Source organism: Citrobacter sp. Cu096 (assembly GCF_030332285.1).
GTDB classification, from domain to species: domain Bacteria; phylum Pseudomonadota; class Gammaproteobacteria; order Enterobacterales; family Enterobacteriaceae; genus Citrobacter; species Citrobacter meridianamericanus.
On sequence record NZ_JAOWID010000018.1, the window covers coordinates 437,816 to 454,461 of the forward strand.

Consider the following 16,646-nt stretch of genomic DNA (forward strand, 5'->3'; position numbering starts at 1 on the left):
CTTTTCCAACGCAAATTTTTCCCTGCCACTAGGTTAAAATAGTGTGCGATCGCTGCTTTCTTGAGCATATTTACCCATGGCTGGTTGTCATTACTGCTGTGGAGCGTACGCTTTAATGATAAGATTCGTGCGCAAAAAAATGTTTTGCATTCGTAACCCCAAACGCAGGGTATATCAGGTGGCAAAAACGTGAGTGGAATACTGACGCGTTGGCGACAGTTAGGCAGACGGTACTTCTGGCCGCATCTCCTGTTGGGGATGGTCGCGGCGAGTTTTGGCCTGCCCGCGCTCAGTAATGCTGCTGAACCCAATACCCCTGCGAAGGCAACCGCCAGCAATCACGATCAATCCGGTAAAGTTAACTTTAGCCAGCTTGCTTTGCTGGAAGCGACCAATCGTCGCCCTAATTTTACCGTCGATTACTGGCATCAGCATGCCATTCGTACGGTTATTCGCCATCTTTCTTTTGCTATGGCTCCTCAGGCGTTGCCTGTTGCCGAAGAGCCGTTGCCAATCCAGGCGCACCATCTTGCGTTGCTGAATACGCTCAGCGCGATGCTGACGCAAGAAGGCAGACCGCCCGCGACCGTGAGTCGCGTGACATATACCCATTTTACCTCTCAGGCCGCGTTTAGCGTTCCGGTCTGGATCAGCCAGTTGCAGGGTATCCGCGCTGGTCCTCAACGCCTCAGCTAAAAAAGAACCTTTCAACTTATAATTTTTGACTCCGCACCGCGGGGCGTTTGAGATTTTATTATGCTAATCAAATTATTAACAAAAGTATTCGGTAGTCGTAACGAGCGTACGCTGCGTCGTATGCGTAAAGTGGTCAATGTTATCAACGCAATGGAACCGGAGATGGAAAAACTCTCCGATGATGAACTGAAAGCGAAGACCGCTGAATTCCGCGCCCGTCTGGAAAAAGGCGCCAGCGTTGAGAGCCTAATCCCGGAAGCGTTCGCGGTGGTCCGTGAAGCGAGTAAGCGCGTATTCGGCATGCGTCACTTCGACGTCCAGCTGCTCGGCGGCATGGTGCTTAACGATCGCTGTATCGCGGAAATGCGTACCGGTGAAGGTAAAACCTTGACCGCGACGTTGCCTGCCTACCTGAACGCATTGAGCGGGAAGGGTGTACACGTGGTGACCGTGAACGACTATCTGGCTCAGCGTGACGCCGAAAATAACCGCCCGCTGTTTGAATTCCTCGGCATGACCGTAGGGATCAACATGTCTGGCCTGCCAGCGCCAGCCAAGCGTGAGGCCTACAATGCCGATATTACTTACGGTACTAACAACGAATACGGTTTTGACTACCTGCGCGACAACATGGCGTTTAGCCCGGAAGAGCGTGTTCAGCGTAAACTGCATTATGCGCTGGTCGATGAAGTCGACTCCATCCTGATCGATGAAGCGCGTACGCCGCTGATCATTTCCGGTCCGGCTGAAGACAGCTCGGAAATGTATAAAAAAGTGAACAAAATCATCCCACACCTGATTCGTCAGGAGAAGGAAGATTCCGACACGTTCCAGGGGGAAGGCCACTTCTCTGTTGATGAGAAAGCGCGCCAGGTTAACCTGACCGAACGTGGTCTGGTACTGATTGAAGAGCTGCTGGTTAACGAAGGCATTATGGATGAAGGCGAGTCTCTGTACTCTCCTGGCAACATTATGCTGATGCACCACGTGACTGCCGCACTGCGCGCGCATGTGCTGTTTACCCGCGATGTCGACTACATCGTAAAAGACGGCGAAGTTATCATCGTCGACGAACACACCGGCCGTACTATGCAGGGCCGTCGCTGGTCTGATGGTCTGCACCAGGCCGTTGAAGCCAAAGAAGGTGTTGATATCCAGAACGAGAACCAGACGCTGGCATCCATTACCTTCCAGAACTACTTCCGTTTGTATGAAAAACTGGCCGGTATGACCGGTACCGCTGATACTGAAGCCTTTGAATTCAGCTCCATCTACAAATTGGATACCGTGGTTGTGCCGACCAACCGTCCGATGATTCGTAAGGATTTACCGGATCTGGTGTACATGACTGAAGCGGAAAAAATTCAGGCGATCATTGAAGATATTAAAGAACGTACCGCAAATGGCCAGCCGGTGCTGGTGGGTACTATCTCTATTGAAAAATCTGAAGTGGTCTCTAACGAACTGACCAAAGCTGGTATCAAACATAACGTTTTGAACGCCAAGTTCCACGCCAGCGAAGCGGATATCGTCGCGCAGGCGGGTTACCCGTCGGCCGTGACAATCGCCACTAACATGGCGGGTCGTGGTACCGATATCGTGCTGGGCGGTAGCTGGCAGGCGGAAGTTGCCGAGCTGGAAAACCCGACTCCGGAACAAATCGCGCAGATCAAAGCCGCCTGGCAGGTTCGCCATGACGCAGTGTTAGCTGCCGGTGGTTTACATATTATTGGTACTGAGCGTCATGAATCTCGCCGTATCGATAACCAGCTGCGTGGTCGTTCTGGTCGTCAGGGGGATGCGGGTTCTTCTCGTTTCTATCTGTCGATGGAAGATGCGCTGATGCGTATTTTTGCCTCTGACCGCGTGTCCGGCATGATGCGTAAACTGGGTATGAAGCCAGGTGAAGCGATTGAACACCCGTGGGTCACCAAAGCGATTGCTAACGCGCAGCGTAAAGTGGAAAGTCGCAACTTCGACATTCGTAAGCAATTGCTGGAATATGATGATGTCGCCAACGACCAGCGTCGCGCAATCTACACCCAGCGTAACGAACTGCTGGACGTATCTGATGTTAGCGAAACCATCAACAGCATCCGTGAAGATGTCTTCAAAGCAACGATTGATGCCTATATTCCGCCACAATCTCTGGAAGAAATGTGGGATATCCCAGGTCTGCAGGAACGTCTGAAAAACGACTTCGATCTGGATATGCCGATTTCAGAGTGGCTGGATAAGGAGCCTGAGCTGCACGAAGAAACGCTGCGCGAACGAATTCTGGCAAACGCCGTAGAAGTTTATCAGCGTAAAGAAGAAGTTGTGGGCGCGGAGATGATGCGTCACTTTGAAAAAGGCGTGATGCTGCAAACTCTCGACTCCCTGTGGAAAGAGCACCTTGCGGCGATGGACTATCTGCGTCAGGGTATCCACCTGCGTGGTTATGCGCAAAAAGATCCGAAACAGGAATACAAGCGTGAATCCTTCTCTATGTTTGCATCAATGCTGGAATCACTGAAGTACGAAGTGATCAGCACCCTGAGCAAAGTTCAGGTGCGTATGCCTGAAGAAGTAGAAGCGATGGAGCAGCAGCGTCGCGAAGAAGCTGAACGTTTAGCGCAGATGCAGCAACTGAGCCATAAAGGTGATGATTCTGCTGCGGCAGAAGAGCTGGCGGCACAAACCGGCGATCGTAAAGTGGGTCGTAACGATCCGTGTCCTTGCGGTTCCGGCAAAAAATACAAACAGTGCCATGGCCGTCTGAGCTAAGTAAATAACTTACTGAAAAGGCGCAGAATTCTGCGCCTTTTTTATGGAAGATAAAGATGAAAATACTGCAGATCGCCGTCGGAATTATTCGTAATCCGCAACATGAAATTTTTATAACCCAGCGTGCGGCGGATGCCCACATGGCAAATAAGCTGGAGTTCCCCGGCGGAAAAATAGAAGCGGGCGAAACGCCGGAACAGGCGCTGGTTCGCGAGCTACAGGAAGAAGTTGGTATTACGCCGACTCAAAGCTCGTTGTTCGAAAAGCTGGAGTATCAGTTTCCGGACAGACATATCACGCTGTGGTTCTGGCTGGTTGAAAGCTGGGAAGGCGAGCCGTGGGGAAAAGAAGGGCAGCCAGCGCAGTGGATTGGGCAACATGCTTTGAATGCGGAAGATTTCCCGCCTGCGAATGCACCGGTCATTGAAAAGCTGATTGCTGGTTAATGGTGTTCGTCGCGCGTAAGCCGGATAAGGTAACGCCGTATCCGGCAAATTAGGGCGGGGCTGTACGCTTGCCCGCCCTCCGTTTTAGTCGAATTACTTCTGTTCTTCACTCCAGTCGTCGCTTTCCGACAAGTCGCCTGAGCTTGGGATACGTTTCTCTTCTGCAGCCCACTCACCGAGATCGATTAACTGGCAGCGCTTGCTGCAGAATGGGCGAAACGGACTGACTTCAGCCCACACGACGGGTTTGCCGCAGGTTGGGCAGTTGACGATGGTTTGTTCAGACATGTTGACTCCTTAACAGCACGCCAGATCAAAATCTAGACGCTCAGGCACCTGGCCATTCTCGCTATCCAGCGGCATAAAGCGAATGGCAAAACGGCTCTTATGACCAGAGATTTGCGGATAAAGCTGCGAATCAAGCGGCAGCTGCAAGCGAAGAAGATCCGCATCTTCGCCGTTGTCCTGGTAAAAACCATTCAGGCTGGTTTGCTTACGAAACGGCGCAGAGTTGCGAATTAAATCCAGCACCAGCGACAGCGCCTGATTGAGCGGATTCAGGCTGGCAAGCCAGGTTTCAACCTGCGCGTCGCGATGTGATTGCGGTAAATGTAACCAGATATGCAGGGTTGGCAGATCGAAACTGCAGCACCCGCCAGGAATGCTTAAACGTTGACGCACGAGGCCAATCAGACGATCTTCGCGCAGCGTTTGTCCAATCCGCGGGGCCGAAATCAGAATGCTGCCTGCGCTTTTTAACTGCTGGCGCAAAGCGTCGATCCTGCTTTGATCGACGCCGGGAACTTCAACCCAGGCCTGGAGTTTACGCTGTTGTCTTTCCAGCTCTTTGAGGAGTTCGGTACGGACTTCACCGCGTTCAAATACATCCAGTAAATCTCCGATATTACGGAAAAAATGCAGTGCACCTGCATGGTCCGCAATGGGTAAATTAACGGAGAGCTGTTGGATTAAAAACTCAATGCGCAGCCATGTACGCATCTTCTCATTGAGAGGGTGTTCAAAAAGGACCTGGGTGTGCATTACGGTTTTTCCTGTGAGACAAACTGCAACGCGCATTGCAAATAGAGCGCGTGCAGGCGGGCGACATCCGAAGCGATGGCTTCCGGTGCGCCATTATTATCAATAACATCGTCTGCCACGGCCAAACGCGCTTCACGCGTTGCCTGAGCAGCAAGAATTTGTTCCACATGCTCACGCGTGACGTCATCACGCTGCATAGTGCGTCTGAGCTGTGTATCGGGGTTAACATCTACCACCAGTACGCGGTTGGCTTTTTTATACAGCGAATTTTCCACCAGCAAAGGTACAACCCACAACAGATAAGGGGACGTCGCTTGCTGAAACTGGCGCTGCGTTTCCTGCTGAATAAGCGGATGGAGCAGGGCATTCAGCCATTTTTTCTCCTCTGGGGCGGAAAAAATGCGTTCGCGTAAAATGCGTCGCTGCAACGAGCCGTCTGCGGCAATCACCTCGGAACCAAAATGTTCTTCAATCGCCTTAAGGGCGGGTGTGCCGGGTTCAACCACCTGGCGCGCAATAATATCTGCATCAATGACGTTTATTCCGAGGTCAGCGAACGCATTTGCAACGGTGCTTTTACCACTGCCAATGCCGCCGGTTAAGGCTACCGTATACCTCATAGATGCAGATCCCGGAGTTTAAGTTTGATTATCAAACAGTTAAAAGTTAAGCGTGCGAAGGCGAGGCTGCTGCAGGATTAACCTGCTATTCGCCAGGTAAATTTATGGGATTGTAGCGTAAAAAAAGAGAATTTCGCAGTCTTGCGCGGCATTGATTAGTGCGTATGATAGCGTCACTGGAGTTGTGAGTTTCGATTTTTCGCCATTAACCCCAGGAATCCGCACATGCGTATCGAAGAAGATCTGAAGTTAGGTTTCAAAGACGTTCTTATCCGCCCTAAGCGTTCTACTCTCAAAAGCCGTTCCGATGTTGAGCTGGAACGTCAATTTACCTTTAAGCATTCAGGTCAGACCTGGTCCGGTGTTCCCATTATTGCCGCGAACATGGACACTGTCGGTACGTTTGCCATGGCAACGGCGCTGGCATCCTTCGACATCCTGACCGCTGTGCACAAACACTATTCTGTTGAAGACTGGGCCGCATTCATCGCAGAGACTTCTGCCGATGTACTCAAACACGTAATGGTTTCAACCGGCACGTCTGACGCAGACTTCGAAAAAACCAAACAGATTCTGGCGCTCAACCCAGCGCTGAACTTTATCTGCATTGATGTGGCAAATGGCTACTCAGAGCATTTTGTTCAGTTTGTGTCGAAAGCACGTGAAGCATGGCCGACAAAAACGATTTGTGCGGGTAATGTGGTCACCGGAGAAATGTGCGAAGAGCTGGTACTTTCCGGCGCGGACATTGTTAAAGTCGGCATTGGCCCGGGTTCTGTATGTACCACGCGTGTAAAAACCGGTGTTGGCTATCCGCAACTTTCGGCGGTTATTGAATGTGCCGATGCTGCTCACGGTCTGGGGGGCATGATTGTCAGCGACGGTGGTTGCACGATGCCTGGCGACGTGGCAAAAGCGTTTGGCGGCGGTGCAGACTTCGTTATGCTCGGCGGTATGTTAGCTGGTCATGAAGAAAGCGGAGGCAAAATTGTTGAAGAAAACGGCGAAAAATTCATGCTGTTCTACGGCATGAGCTCTGAATCTGCCATGACGCGTCACGTTGGTGGCGTTGCGCAGTACCGCGCAGCGGAAGGTAAAACCGTTAAGCTGCCTCTGCGCGGCCCGGTTGATAATACCGCTCGCGATATCCTCGGCGGCCTGCGCTCTGCTTGTACCTATGTCGGTGCTTCCCGTCTGAAAGAGCTGACCAAACGTACAACGTTTATTCGTGTACAGGAACAAGAAAACCGCGTTTTCAATAGCCTGTAATATGATAGCTGGCGCGTTCTTCGCGCCAGCGTCATCCCACCCCGCTCATCGCATCTCCCAAATGAAAAATCGGTAAATACATCGCGACGACCAACGTACCGATAATCACCCCCGTAACGATCAGCAGCGCAGGCTCAAGTAGCGCAGCCAGATTCTCCGCCTGAGACAAGGTTTTATCGCCGTGGTGATGGGCCAGATTACTCAGCATGGCATCCAGCGAGCCGGATGCTTCACCTGTTCTGACCAGTTGTATACACAATGGGCTGAATTCACCACAATTTTTAAGCGCTAACCAGATGGGGTTCCCGGCGCTGATGTTGTGATGTACTTGTATTAATCGTTGCGACCAGAAAGGGTTGTCCAGCGTTTCAGCTACGCTCTCAAGGCCTTGCAGAAAAGGAATACCTGCATTTTGCGTTAATGCCAGAACAGTGAAGATTTGCGTGAGTTTTTGCCCTCTCACCATTGGCCCAATGACCGGAAGACCGAGCAGAAATTTCTGGCGCAGAATAAGCCAGTAGGGTTGTTGTTTTATCAGGTGATATACCGCAATCGCAACCATGCTGAATACTACTGCCAGCCATCCCCATTGGCTGCTAAAGTGCGCGATGGCAATAATCCACTGAGTAAGTACCGGTAGCGGAGTGTTGAACGTCCGGTAGATGGCGGCAAACTCAGGGAGTACAAACTGCAACATCGCAAATACGACCATCATTGCCATCGTGATGATGATAATCGGATAGCGCAGGGCTTTTTTCACTTTATCAGCGAGCTGCTGTTGATTCTGTTGCTGGCGCGCGAGTTCAAAACAGCAGTCGTCCAGCTTACCTGTAAGCTCTCCGGTGCGGATCATTGCCTGATAAAGCGGCGGAAAAACGTGTTGCCATTGCGATAGCGAGGTGGAGAGCGAAATCCCCTGCTCCATATCGTGAGCCAGCGTGCGCAGTAGCGCCTGCCACTGGCTGCTCGGGTGCTGTTCAGCCAGCAGAGTTAAGCTTGCCGAGAGCGTTAGTCCTGCTTTCAGTAATGTTGCCAGTTGATGTACGGTTTCGGCGCTTCTGTCGCGACTCCAGTGTGAAGTTTTGATGTGCATACGGTTAATGCGCAGTGGCGTAATATGCAGTTGTTCGAGAGCAAGTATCAATGAGGGGCGGGTATCAGCCCACAGTACGCCTTCCTGTGGATGACCTTCGTTGCTAATACCTTGCCAGCGCCAAAGCTGTTTAGCTGACATGGGGCATGCCCAGTACGCGGATCAGCTCTTCAAATGTTGTTAGCCCTTGTTCGACGGCCTGACAGCCATTTTCAAACAGCGTACTCATCCCCAATTGCTGCGCAGCCGATTCTACTGCGTCTACTGACGTCCCGTTGGCGATGCTTTGGCGCAATGCGGGCGTAACGGGAAGCACTTCAAACAATGCGGTACGGCCATAAAATCCGTGATAGCAGTGTTCGCAGCCAGCGGCTTGCCAACGTGGCAGTGGCGTAGGCCAGGCAGCTTCGGGGAGCGTGATTGGTTTTTCCAGACGTTGTCGGCAGTGGGGACACAGTTTTCTTGCCAACCGCTGGGCAATAACGAGCGTCAGCGCGGAGGCGATCATCCAGCGAGCAACCCCCATTTGCTGCAGGCGTACCAGCGTTTCAGTGGTGGAATTGGTATGCAGTGTTGATAGCACCAGATGACCGGTTTGTGCGGCTTTAAGGGCTATTTCAGCCGTTTCGCCATCGCGGATTTCACCCACCATGATAATGTCGGGATCCTGGCGCAGCAGAGCGCGCAATACGCCCTGAAAAGTGAGACCGGCGCGGGGATGAATTTGAGTCTGGTTAAGCCCGGCGATCGGGATCTCTACCGGATCTTCCACGCTGCAAAGATTCACCTGCGGGGTGTTTCGGGTTTGCAGCGCACTGTACAGCGTGACCGTTTTACCGCTTCCTGTGGGGCCGGTGACCAGAATCAGCCCTTGAGGCTGCTGCAACGCTTGTGAAAATGCTGCTAACTGCGCGTCCTGCATTCCCAGCGCAGTGAGTTCCAGCGTTTGATTGACCTGATGAAGTAGCCGCAGCACTACTTTTTCGCCGAAGCGACAGGGCAGGGTGGCGATGCGAAAAGAGACCGATTCTCCTGAAATCTCAACGGTAAATTGTCCGTCTTGCGCAAGTCGATGCTCGGCAATATCCAGACTGCCTAAAACTTTTAACCTTGCGGTAATAGCGATACCCATCTCGATTGTGACTTCCGGTAAAACATGCAGTACGCCATCCACACGTAATCTGATCCGATAGTGACTTTCCGCTGGCTCAAAATGAATATCAGAAGCCCGTTGCACCAGAGCGGATTGGAACGTCTGATTCAGCAAGTCTGCGGCGCTGGCACTGCTTTTAGTGACGACCGTCGGGAGCATTTTGCGTGGCGTATGCGTGTGGCCTTCCATTTGCTGACGCGTCCAGCAAACAATGTCGATGCGTCGGGTAGTCGCAAAATGCAGTGCGTCCAGTAGCTCGTGGGATGGGGCCTCCACGACGGCGATGTGCACCACTTCATTATCTGCATCCAGTAATGTGGCCTGATAACGTTGGCACAGCGCTGTAAGTTGGGTGGTATTCATCTCTTTTCCTTAGTTGATATCGAAACGAAAAACGTCTTCGCAGGCCTGTTGCAATGCGCTGTCATTCTGGATGACGCAGTTACGACTCCAGCCAGTAATGCCGTTTGCATCGTCCCAACCCGGCGCCATGGTGATGCTTAGCCCGTTCAGGCTTTCCTGCCCGCTGAGGCTGACAATGCCTTTTTCCACGCTCATGGCGGAGACATATCGGGTGGTGGTTGGAGAAGGGATGCCATTGGTTCCGGCATCGCAGGTTTCTGTCCCGCCATGCTCCAGCGCACAAAGCTCAACTGCCGTGCGATAGGGAACAAAGGTTTGCAGCATGTCGGTCAGCGCGGCTTTGCGCAGATAGTTTTGATAAGCCGGAATGCCGATGGCGCTAAGAATGGCAATAATGCCAATGACCACCATAAGTTCGATAAGCGTGAATCCTCGTTGCTTGTCCATCGTTCGCTCCTTGAGTTAGCTGGCGCTACTTTGGCAAACGCTCTGGGCCACGGCGAGAGGCAAATAACTGAATGGGAAGGCGGGTTCCGAGGATTTTTACGAGATTACAGAATCAAACAACGTATTTGCGAAGAGGCTCGAAGAAACTGCCGGATAACGGCGAAAACGCCTTCTCCGGCATGCAGAATGGCCCGATAAGCAAAGCGCCATCGGGCAATACAAACAGCAATTAGCGAAAACGCATGGAGAGATCGAGCGCGCGAACGTGCTTGGTCAACGCGCCAACAGAGATGAAATCCACGCCGGTTTCGGCAAATTCGCGCAGCGTTTCGTGGGTGACGTTACCCGACACTTCCAGACGCGCCTGGCCGTTGGTGCGTTTTACTGCTTCACGCATTTGGTCAGTTTCGAAGTTATCAAGCATTATGATGTCAGCCCCGGCTTTCAGCGCGTCGTCCAGTTCATCCAGGCTTTCGACTTCGACTTCAACCGGCACATCCGGGTGCAGCCAGAAAGCTTTTTCCACGGCCTGACGTACCGAGCCAGACGCAATAATGTGGTTTTCCTTGATCAGGAAAGCGTCAGAAAGCCCCAGACGATGATTTGCGCCGCCGCCGCACAATACGGCGTATTTCAGCGCGGTACGCAGACCCGGCAGGGTTTTACGCGTATCCAGAAGCTGGGTTTTTGTCCCCGCCAGCAGGTCGACGTATTTACGTACTTCGCTCGCCACACCGGAAAGCGTCTGCACAAAATTAAGCGCGGTACGTTCGCCGGTCAGCAGTACGCGGGAAGGGCCGTCCAGTTCAAACAGTGGCTGATTAGCCTTAATGCTGTCGCCATCTTTGACATGCCAGGTGATGTTGACATCATCGCCCGCCAGTTGAATAAAGACCTCTTCCACCCAACGTTTCCCACAAAAAACGCCATCTTCGCGGGTAATGACGGTAGCGTGGGAGCGCATGTCTTCGGGTAAAAGCTGTGCGGTGATATCGTTATTGGCATCAACTTCTCCGCCTAAATCTTCACGCAGCGCCTGAGCTACAGCGGCAGGGATATCGAGATTTATGCGTTCCAACAGCGCGTCACGTCGGTAGTCAGGGTTATAGCGGCGAGGCGGCATGATAAAACTCCAAATTGCTAACGAATCATAAGGTGGAAACATGCTACCCTGAACCTGATATGAGCACCACCAATAAGGAGATTCTGCATGTTGTTAGACGAGGGCTGGCTGGCAGAGGCGCGACGCGTTCCCTCTCCTCATTATGATTGCCGCCCGGATGACGAAACCCCTTCTCTGCTGGTGGTGCATAATATCAGCCTGCCGCCCGGTGAGTTTGGCGGCCCGTGGATCGACGCGCTGTTTACGGGCACGATTGATCCCAATGCCCATCCTTATTTTGCCGGAATCGCCCATTTGCGCGTTTCTGCCCATTGTTTGATTCGCCGTGACGGTGAAATCGTGCAGTATGTCCCCTTTAATAAACGCGCCTGGCATGCTGGCGTCTCGAGCTATCAGGGTCGTGAACGCTGTAATGATTTCTCAATTGGTATTGAGCTGGAAGGGACGGATACGCTGGCCTATACCGATGCGCAGTACCGGCAACTGGCCGCCGTGACGAACGCCCTGATTACGCGTTATCCGGCCATTGCCAACAATATGACAGGACATTGCAATATTGCGCCCGAGCGTAAGACCGATCCCGGGCCCTCATTTGACTGGGCAAGGTTTCGCGCCCTGGTCACCCCCTCGTCGGACAAGGAGATGACATGACGCTGTTTACAACATTACTGGTGTTGATTGTTGAACGCCTTTTTAAGCTGGGTGAGCACTGGCAGCTTGATCACCGGGTTGAAGTTCTTTTCCGCCGGGTTAAGCATTTCTCGATGATGCGTACGGTAGGCATGGTCCTGATTGCGATGGGGGTGACGTTCCTGCTGCTACGTGCACTCCATGGGCTACTGTTTAACGTGCCCTTACTGGTGGCGTGGATCGTAATTGGCTTGCTGTGCATCGGCGCTGGCAAGACGCGTCTTCATTATCATGCATATTTGAACGCGGCTGCCCGCGCTGACGCTCACGCTCGTGAGGCGATGGCCAGCGAGCTGACACTTATTCATGGGGTTCCGCCGGACTGCGATGAGCGTGAGTTTTTGCGTGAACTGCAGAATGCGCTGTTATGGAACAACTTTCGCTTTTACCTGGCGCCGTTATTCTGGCTGATTGTCGGTGGTCCGTGGGGACCAGTGACGCTGGTGGGTTATGCTTTTTTACGTGCCTGGCAGTCCTGGCTGGCGCGCTATCAGACGCCGCACCAGCGTCTGCAATCGGGTATCGATGCGATCCTGCATGTGCTGGACTGGATCCCGGTGCGTCTGGCGGGCGTGGTCTATGCGCTGTTAGGACACGGCGAGAAAGCGCTGCCTGCCTGGTTTGCATCGCTTGCTGATCTCCATACTTCGCAATACCAGGTGCTTACTCGTTTGGCGCAGTTTTCTCTGGCGCGCGAACCCCATACCGATAAAGTCGAAACGCCAAAAGCCGCTGTTTCAATGGCGAAGAAAACCTCGTTTGTGGTGGTGGTGGTCATTGCGCTGCTGACAATTTATGGCACGCTGATCTAGCGATTGTAGCCGGGATTGCGACGTAACCGCGTTATCCGGTCTGGCGCATATGTAGACCGGATAACGGTGCAATGACTCAATACGTATCCGCTGGCGGGATGCCAAAATCAGGCATTCCGTTTTTGTCCCAGCGCACGAGCTTCAGACGCGTATGGCGGTTTGGGTCGTACAGCGGATCGCCCTCGATTTCGGTGTAATTTCTGGCGTGGTACACCAGCACATCTTCACCTTCCGGCGTTTGCGTAAAACTGTTGTGCCCAGGGCCGAACTGGCGGTTTTCGTAGCTGGTGGTAAAGACCGGGCGTGGTGATTTGTGCCAGTGCTGTGGGTTGAGCGGATCGGCATTGAGGTCAATCCACAATAATCCCATACAGTAATTCTCATCGGTGGCGCTGGCAGAATAACTGATAAACAGCTTGTCGCCGTGAACCATGACCGCCGGACCTTCGTTGACCCAAAAACCCCTACATTCCCAGTCATATTCTGGATGGCTGAGCATCACCGGCTCACCTTTAATCGTCCATGGGTTTTCCATCTCAGCAAGATAGATATTGGAGTTCCCGGCAATATCGGGCGATTTCTGCGCCCACAGATACCACTGTTTTCCCTGATGGTTAAAGGTGGTGGCATCAAGTGCGAAGGTATCAAACTGCGTTTTGATCTGGCCTTTTTCTGTCCAAATACCTGCCAGCGGATCGCTGTCCGCGCATTCGAGCGCAAACATACGGTGCTGAAACATTCCCTGCTTGTCGAGCGTCTGTGTGTGGCTGGCGGCAAAATAGATGTACCACTTACCAGCCAGATGATGGATTTCAGGCGCCCAGATGAGTTGGCTCATGGGACCACTTTCTGGTTTGCGCCAGACGACAACCGGGAAGGCGGTGCGCAGCCCTTCCAGCGAGTCAGCCCGGCGGATCTCCAGTCGATCGTATTCGGGCACTGAAGCAATGAAATAATAGTGGCTACCGTCACGTAAAATAAACGGATCGGCACGTTGTTCAATAAAGGGATTAGGCCACTGATTCATCAGGCTTTCCTTACGGTTTCTGTTGTTTTTATCTCGTGGTATTCATTCAGTTCACGATAGTTGGCGCGGCGCTTTTCTAAATCTGTCTGGATTTGCTGCATAAACTCGCGGTCAACTTTCAGCAGACGAACCACGCCTGCGGTAATCAGGTAGCCTACGCCAGGTATGATGGTAAACAGCAGCATAATGCCGTTAATAGCGGAGTCGCTTTGCGCTTTCGCCCCTGCGTCGTAGCCGTACCAGGAAAGCAGGAAGCCAACCATCGCTCCGGCAATCGCCAGGCCCAGTTTCAGGAAGAACAGGTTGCCGGAGAAGCTGATTCCAGTGATGCGTTTACCGGTTTTCCACTCGCCGTAGTCATCGACATCCGCCATCAGCGACCAGTGCAGCGGGGATGGGATCTGATGCAGGATGTTGAGCAGGAAGTAGAGCAGCATAATCATCATGGTGGCTTTCGGATCGAAGAAGTAAAACGCTGCGGAGAAAATCGCCAGGATGATGTTGGTCCAGAAGAAGACTTTCAGTTTGCACCAGCGATCGGTTAACACCTTCGCCAACATGCTGCCGATCATCATGCCTATAACGCCAAGGCTGATAAACAATGTCGCAAATTGCGTACTCTGCTGCATAACCCAGGTCACGTAGTACATGGTGGCGGCCATGCGAATAAAGCCCGGACAGACGTTGCACAGGGTTAACAGCAGAATTTTTACCCATTGATCGTTCTTCCATACGTCTTTCAGATCGGCTTTTAAATCGTCGTTAGTCGGGACGGCAGGACGTACACGCTCACGGACGGTTGCAAAGCAAAACAGGAACATACACATGCCGATGAAGGCCAGTACCGCCATCGCCATTTGATACCCTTTGGCTTTGTCTTCTCCACCGAACCAGTCCGCCATTGGCAGCAGAGTGAGGGAGAGCAGCAGAGTTGCAATTCCTACCAATACAAAGCGATATGACTGGCAGGCGACGCGTTCTTGCGGATCGTTGGTGATGACGCTGCCGAGAGAGCAATAGGGGATATTGATCGCTGTGTAGGTAATTGAGAGCAGGAAGTAGGTGACAAAGGCATAGATAACTTTGCTGTTATATGTCCACTCCGGGGTGGTAAACATCAGTACGCTGAATAATGCGTACGGGAAAGCCATCCACAATAACCATGGACGAAATCGACCATATTTGCTGCGCGTACGGTCGGCCATTGCGCCCATAATGGGATCGGTAACGGCATCAATAACGCGTACTGAGAGCAGTAATACGCCGACCAGGGCAGGCGCCAGACCAAAAATATCTGTATAAAAATAGTTAACAAACAACATGATGGCGCCAAAAATGATGTTGCATCCGGCGTCGCCCATTCCATAGCCGATCTTTTCTTTCACCGTGAGCTTACTGGTTTCCATCAACTGCACTCCATGAATGAGATATGGAGAGAATTATTGTCTGGTACCGGTGTTTTTGCGTTGCAGGATAACGCCGCTGATATGGACTAAACAGTCATGAGTGGGAAAGTGTGAGGCAGGTAACAACCCCCACCTGGTGCAGGTGGGGGAGGGAAAATTAATGTGCTTTAACTGTGCCGGCGGTTTTCTGTTTGAACAGGTAACCAATGCCAAGAACAGCAATCCATACCGGGATTAAGTACACTGAGATCGCCATGCCCGGCGTCATCAGCATAATCACCAGTACTGCGGCCATGAAAATCAGGCATACCCAGTTACCCAGCGGATAGAGCAGAGCCGGGAAGCGGGTGGTAACCCCCTGCTGCTGTTTGGCTTTGCGGAACTTCATGTGCGCCAGGCTGATCATTGCCCAGTTGATCACCAGCGCGGAAACCACCAGCGCCATCAGCAGACCAAAGGCGGATTCTGGCGCCAGATAGTTGATCAGCACACACAGAGCCGTAACCAGCGCGGAAACCAGAATGGTGTTCACCGGTACGCCGCGTTTGTCGACATTCATCAGCGCTTTTGGCGCGTTACCCTGCTGTGCAAGACCGAACAGCATGCGGCTGTTGCAGTAAACGCAGCTGTTATAGACAGAAAGAGCGGCGGTCAGCACCACGATGTTCAGCGCATTGGCAACAAACGTATCGCCCAGTTCGTGGAAAATGAGGACAAACGGGCTGGTATCAGCCGTGACGCGCGTCCATGGCATCAGGGAAAGCAGAACAGCCAACGAACCCACATAGAAAATCAGGATACGGTAGATAACCTGGTTGGTGGCTTTGGGAATACTTTGCTCCGGGTTATCGGCTTCTGCTGCGGTGATCCCGACCAGCTCCAGCCCACCGAAAGAGAACATAATAATCGCCATCATCATCACCAGACCGGTGAAGCCGTGCGGCAGGAAGCCACCCTGGTTCCACAGGTTACTGACGCTGGCCTGCGGCCCGCCGTTGCCGCTGAATAACAGCCAGCCGCCGAAGATGATCATCGCGACTACGGCAATGACTTTAATAATGGCAAACCAGAACTCCATCTCACCAAACACTTTTACGTTGGTCAGGTTGATGGCGTTGATAATCACGAAGAAAGCTGCCGCAGAGGCCCAGGTTGGGATCTCCGGGTACCAGAACTGGATATATTTACCGACAGCCGTCAGCTCAGCCATGGCAACCAGAACGTACAGCACCCAGTAGTTCCAGCCAGAGGCGAAACCCGCAAAACTCCCCCAGTATTTATAAGCAAAGTGACTAAAGGAGCCTGCTACCGGCTCTTCAACCACCATTTCACCAAGCTGGCGCATAATCAAAAAGGCGATAAAGCCGGCAATAGCGTAACCCAGAATAATACCCGGTCCTGCAGACTGGATAACGGATGCGCTACCGAGGAATAACCCGGTACCAATCGCGCCACCCAGTGCGATTAGCTGTATATGGCGGTTCTTAAGACCGCGCTTGAGCTGATCGCCATGCTGTTGACTTTCCATCATTAAACCTCGTGTGTGGTTTTACTCTTCATCTTTCGAGTACTTATTTTTTGAACTACGCAGCAATGCGTGTGTAAGTTTGCAATTCCGTTTGTTGTATTAATTTGTTTACAGATACTTTTGATAAAATGTTGCCTTAATACTTTTGTCTTGATCAGAATAATGA

Annotated in this window: 16 protein-coding genes; 6 read left to right on the top strand and 10 right to left on the bottom strand. The window is 52.3% G+C overall.

Going from position 1 to position 16,646, the window contains the following annotated elements:
* Positions 1-189: 189 nt before the first annotated feature.
* From secM to mutT, 3 genes are read left to right on the top strand one after another with little or no spacing between them, the layout of a single operon-like run.
* Positions 190-696: a secA translation cis-regulator SecM gene (gene secM / locus OGX99_RS03510; protein ID WP_151216742.1), complete on the top strand. Its 507-nt coding sequence runs from the start codon at positions 190-192 to the stop codon at positions 694-696.
* A 60-nt stretch (positions 697-756) separates the two neighbouring features.
* Positions 757-3,462 (top strand): preprotein translocase subunit SecA, encoded by a 2,706-nt coding sequence (secA, locus tag OGX99_RS03515; protein ID WP_151216743.1) that lies wholly within the window; start codon positions 757-759, stop codon positions 3,460-3,462.
* A gap of 56 nt (positions 3,463-3,518) precedes the next feature.
* Positions 3,519-3,908 carry an 8-oxo-dGTP diphosphatase MutT gene (gene mutT, locus OGX99_RS03520; RefSeq protein ID WP_151216744.1) on the top strand — a complete coding sequence of 130 codons (390 nt, stop codon included), beginning with the start codon at positions 3,519-3,521 and terminating at the stop codon, positions 3,906-3,908.
* Between the two features lie 93 nt (positions 3,909-4,001).
* Here the strand turns inward: mutT and yacG are convergent, their stop codons facing one another.
* Genes yacG through coaE form a run of 3 tightly spaced genes read right to left on the bottom strand, consistent with a single transcriptional unit; the run spans position 4,002 to position 5,569 of the window.
* Positions 4,002-4,196 (bottom strand): DNA gyrase inhibitor YacG, encoded by a 195-nt coding sequence (gene yacG, locus OGX99_RS03525; RefSeq protein WP_003018740.1) that lies wholly within the window; start codon positions 4,194-4,196, stop codon positions 4,002-4,004.
* 9 nt (positions 4,197-4,205) lie between these two features.
* On the bottom strand, positions 4,206-4,949 hold the full coding sequence (zapD, locus tag OGX99_RS03530) for a cell division protein ZapD (protein WP_151216745.1): 744 nt from the start codon (positions 4,947-4,949) through the stop codon (positions 4,206-4,208).
* Positions 4,949-5,569 carry a dephospho-CoA kinase gene (coaE, locus tag OGX99_RS03535; protein ID WP_210904432.1) on the bottom strand — a complete coding sequence of 207 codons (621 nt, stop codon included), beginning with the start codon at positions 5,567-5,569 and terminating at the stop codon, positions 4,949-4,951. Before coaE ends, zapD begins: the two co-directional genes overlap by 1 nt.
* A gap of 225 nt (positions 5,570-5,794) precedes the next feature.
* On the opposite strand from coaE, the gene OGX99_RS03540 reads away from it, so the two are divergent.
* Positions 5,795-6,838: a GMP reductase gene (locus tag OGX99_RS03540; protein WP_003018732.1), complete on the top strand. Its 1,044-nt coding sequence runs from the start codon at positions 5,795-5,797 to the stop codon at positions 6,836-6,838.
* 31 nt (positions 6,839-6,869) lie between these two features.
* On the opposite strand, the gene hofC is transcribed toward OGX99_RS03540, so the two are convergent.
* The 4 genes from hofC to nadC all read right to left on the bottom strand — a co-directional run bounded on the left by hofC (position 6,870) and on the right by nadC (position 11,017).
* Positions 6,870-8,072 carry a protein transport protein HofC gene (gene hofC, locus OGX99_RS03545; RefSeq protein ID WP_252838412.1) on the bottom strand — a complete coding sequence of 401 codons (1,203 nt, stop codon included), beginning with the start codon at positions 8,070-8,072 and terminating at the stop codon, positions 6,870-6,872.
* Positions 8,062-9,447, bottom strand: a complete 1,386-nt coding sequence (gene gspE / locus OGX99_RS03550) for a type II secretion system protein GspE (protein ID WP_187253723.1) — start codon at positions 9,445-9,447, stop codon at positions 8,062-8,064. The genes hofC and gspE overlap by 11 nt, the downstream gene beginning before the upstream one ends.
* A gap of 9 nt (positions 9,448-9,456) precedes the next feature.
* Positions 9,457-9,894, bottom strand: coding sequence for a prepilin peptidase-dependent pilin (ppdD, locus tag OGX99_RS03555; protein WP_151216747.1), 438 nt, complete (start codon positions 9,892-9,894; stop codon positions 9,457-9,459).
* 229 nt (positions 9,895-10,123) lie between these two features.
* Positions 10,124-11,017 (bottom strand): carboxylating nicotinate-nucleotide diphosphorylase, encoded by an 894-nt coding sequence (gene nadC, locus OGX99_RS03560; protein WP_187253724.1) that lies wholly within the window; start codon positions 11,015-11,017, stop codon positions 10,124-10,126.
* An 87-nt stretch (positions 11,018-11,104) separates the two neighbouring features.
* On the opposite strand from nadC, the gene ampD reads away from it, so the two are divergent.
* Positions 11,105-11,668, top strand: coding sequence for a 1,6-anhydro-N-acetylmuramyl-L-alanine amidase AmpD (ampD, locus tag OGX99_RS03565; RefSeq protein ID WP_151216748.1), 564 nt, complete (start codon positions 11,105-11,107; stop codon positions 11,666-11,668).
* Positions 11,665-12,519 carry a beta-lactamase regulator AmpE gene (gene ampE, locus OGX99_RS03570; protein ID WP_151224556.1) on the top strand — a complete coding sequence of 285 codons (855 nt, stop codon included), beginning with the start codon at positions 11,665-11,667 and terminating at the stop codon, positions 12,517-12,519. Before ampD ends, ampE begins: the two co-directional genes overlap by 4 nt.
* Before the next feature lie 76 nt (positions 12,520-12,595).
* Here ampE and OGX99_RS03575 read toward each other — a convergent pair whose 3' ends face one another.
* The 3 genes from OGX99_RS03575 to aroP form a co-directional block, all read right to left on the bottom strand.
* The gene (locus tag OGX99_RS03575) at positions 12,596-13,546 is read right to left on the bottom strand and encodes a glycoside hydrolase family 43 protein (protein ID WP_187253725.1); all 951 of its coding nucleotides are present in this window, start codon (positions 13,544-13,546) and stop codon (positions 12,596-12,598) included.
* Positions 13,546-14,952 carry a glycoside-pentoside-hexuronide (GPH):cation symporter gene (locus OGX99_RS03580; protein ID WP_151216751.1) on the bottom strand — a complete coding sequence of 469 codons (1,407 nt, stop codon included), beginning with the start codon at positions 14,950-14,952 and terminating at the stop codon, positions 13,546-13,548. The genes OGX99_RS03575 and OGX99_RS03580 overlap by 1 nt, the downstream gene beginning before the upstream one ends.
* A gap of 157 nt (positions 14,953-15,109) precedes the next feature.
* Positions 15,110-16,483, bottom strand: a complete 1,374-nt coding sequence (gene aroP / locus OGX99_RS03585; protein WP_187253726.1) for an aromatic amino acid transporter AroP — start codon at positions 16,481-16,483, stop codon at positions 15,110-15,112.
* Positions 16,484-16,646 lie beyond the last annotated feature (163 nt).

What these genes read in the sequence shown, in the direction of transcription:
- secA (WP_151216743.1), top strand. Translation starts at nt 757, where the DNA reads ATGCTAATCAAATTATTAACAAAAGTATTCGGTAGTCGTAACGAGCGT.
- mutT (WP_151216744.1), top strand. Translation starts at nt 3,519, where the DNA reads ATGAAAATACTGCAGATCGCCGTCGGAATTATTCGTAATCCGCAACAT.
- yacG (WP_003018740.1), bottom strand. Translation starts at nt 4,196, where the DNA reads ATGTCTGAACAAACCATCGTCAACTGCCCAACCTGCGGCAAACCCGTC.
- zapD (WP_151216745.1), bottom strand. Translation starts at nt 4,949, where the DNA reads ATGCACACCCAGGTCCTTTTTGAACACCCTCTCAATGAGAAGATGCGT.
- coaE (WP_210904432.1), bottom strand. Translation starts at nt 5,569, where the DNA reads ATGAGGTATACGGTAGCCTTAACCGGCGGCATTGGCAGTGGTAAAAGC.
- OGX99_RS03540 (WP_003018732.1), top strand. Translation starts at nt 5,795, where the DNA reads ATGCGTATCGAAGAAGATCTGAAGTTAGGTTTCAAAGACGTTCTTATC.
- hofC (WP_252838412.1), bottom strand. Translation starts at nt 8,072, where the DNA reads ATGTCAGCTAAACAGCTTTGGCGCTGGCAAGGTATTAGCAACGAAGGT.
- gspE (WP_187253723.1), bottom strand. Translation starts at nt 9,447, where the DNA reads ATGAATACCACCCAACTTACAGCGCTGTGCCAACGTTATCAGGCCACA.
- ppdD (WP_151216747.1), bottom strand. Translation starts at nt 9,894, where the DNA reads ATGGACAAGCAACGAGGATTCACGCTTATCGAACTTATGGTGGTCATT.
- nadC (WP_187253724.1), bottom strand. Translation starts at nt 11,017, where the DNA reads ATGCCGCCTCGCCGCTATAACCCTGACTACCGACGTGACGCGCTGTTG.
- ampD (WP_151216748.1), top strand. Translation starts at nt 11,105, where the DNA reads ATGTTGTTAGACGAGGGCTGGCTGGCAGAGGCGCGACGCGTTCCCTCT.
- ampE (WP_151224556.1), top strand. Translation starts at nt 11,665, where the DNA reads ATGACGCTGTTTACAACATTACTGGTGTTGATTGTTGAACGCCTTTTT.
- OGX99_RS03575 (WP_187253725.1), bottom strand. Translation starts at nt 13,546, where the DNA reads ATGAATCAGTGGCCTAATCCCTTTATTGAACAACGTGCCGATCCGTTT.
- OGX99_RS03580 (WP_151216751.1), bottom strand. Translation starts at nt 14,952, where the DNA reads ATGGAAACCAGTAAGCTCACGGTGAAAGAAAAGATCGGCTATGGAATG.
- aroP (WP_187253726.1), bottom strand. Translation starts at nt 16,483, where the DNA reads ATGATGGAAAGTCAACAGCATGGCGATCAGCTCAAGCGCGGTCTTAAG.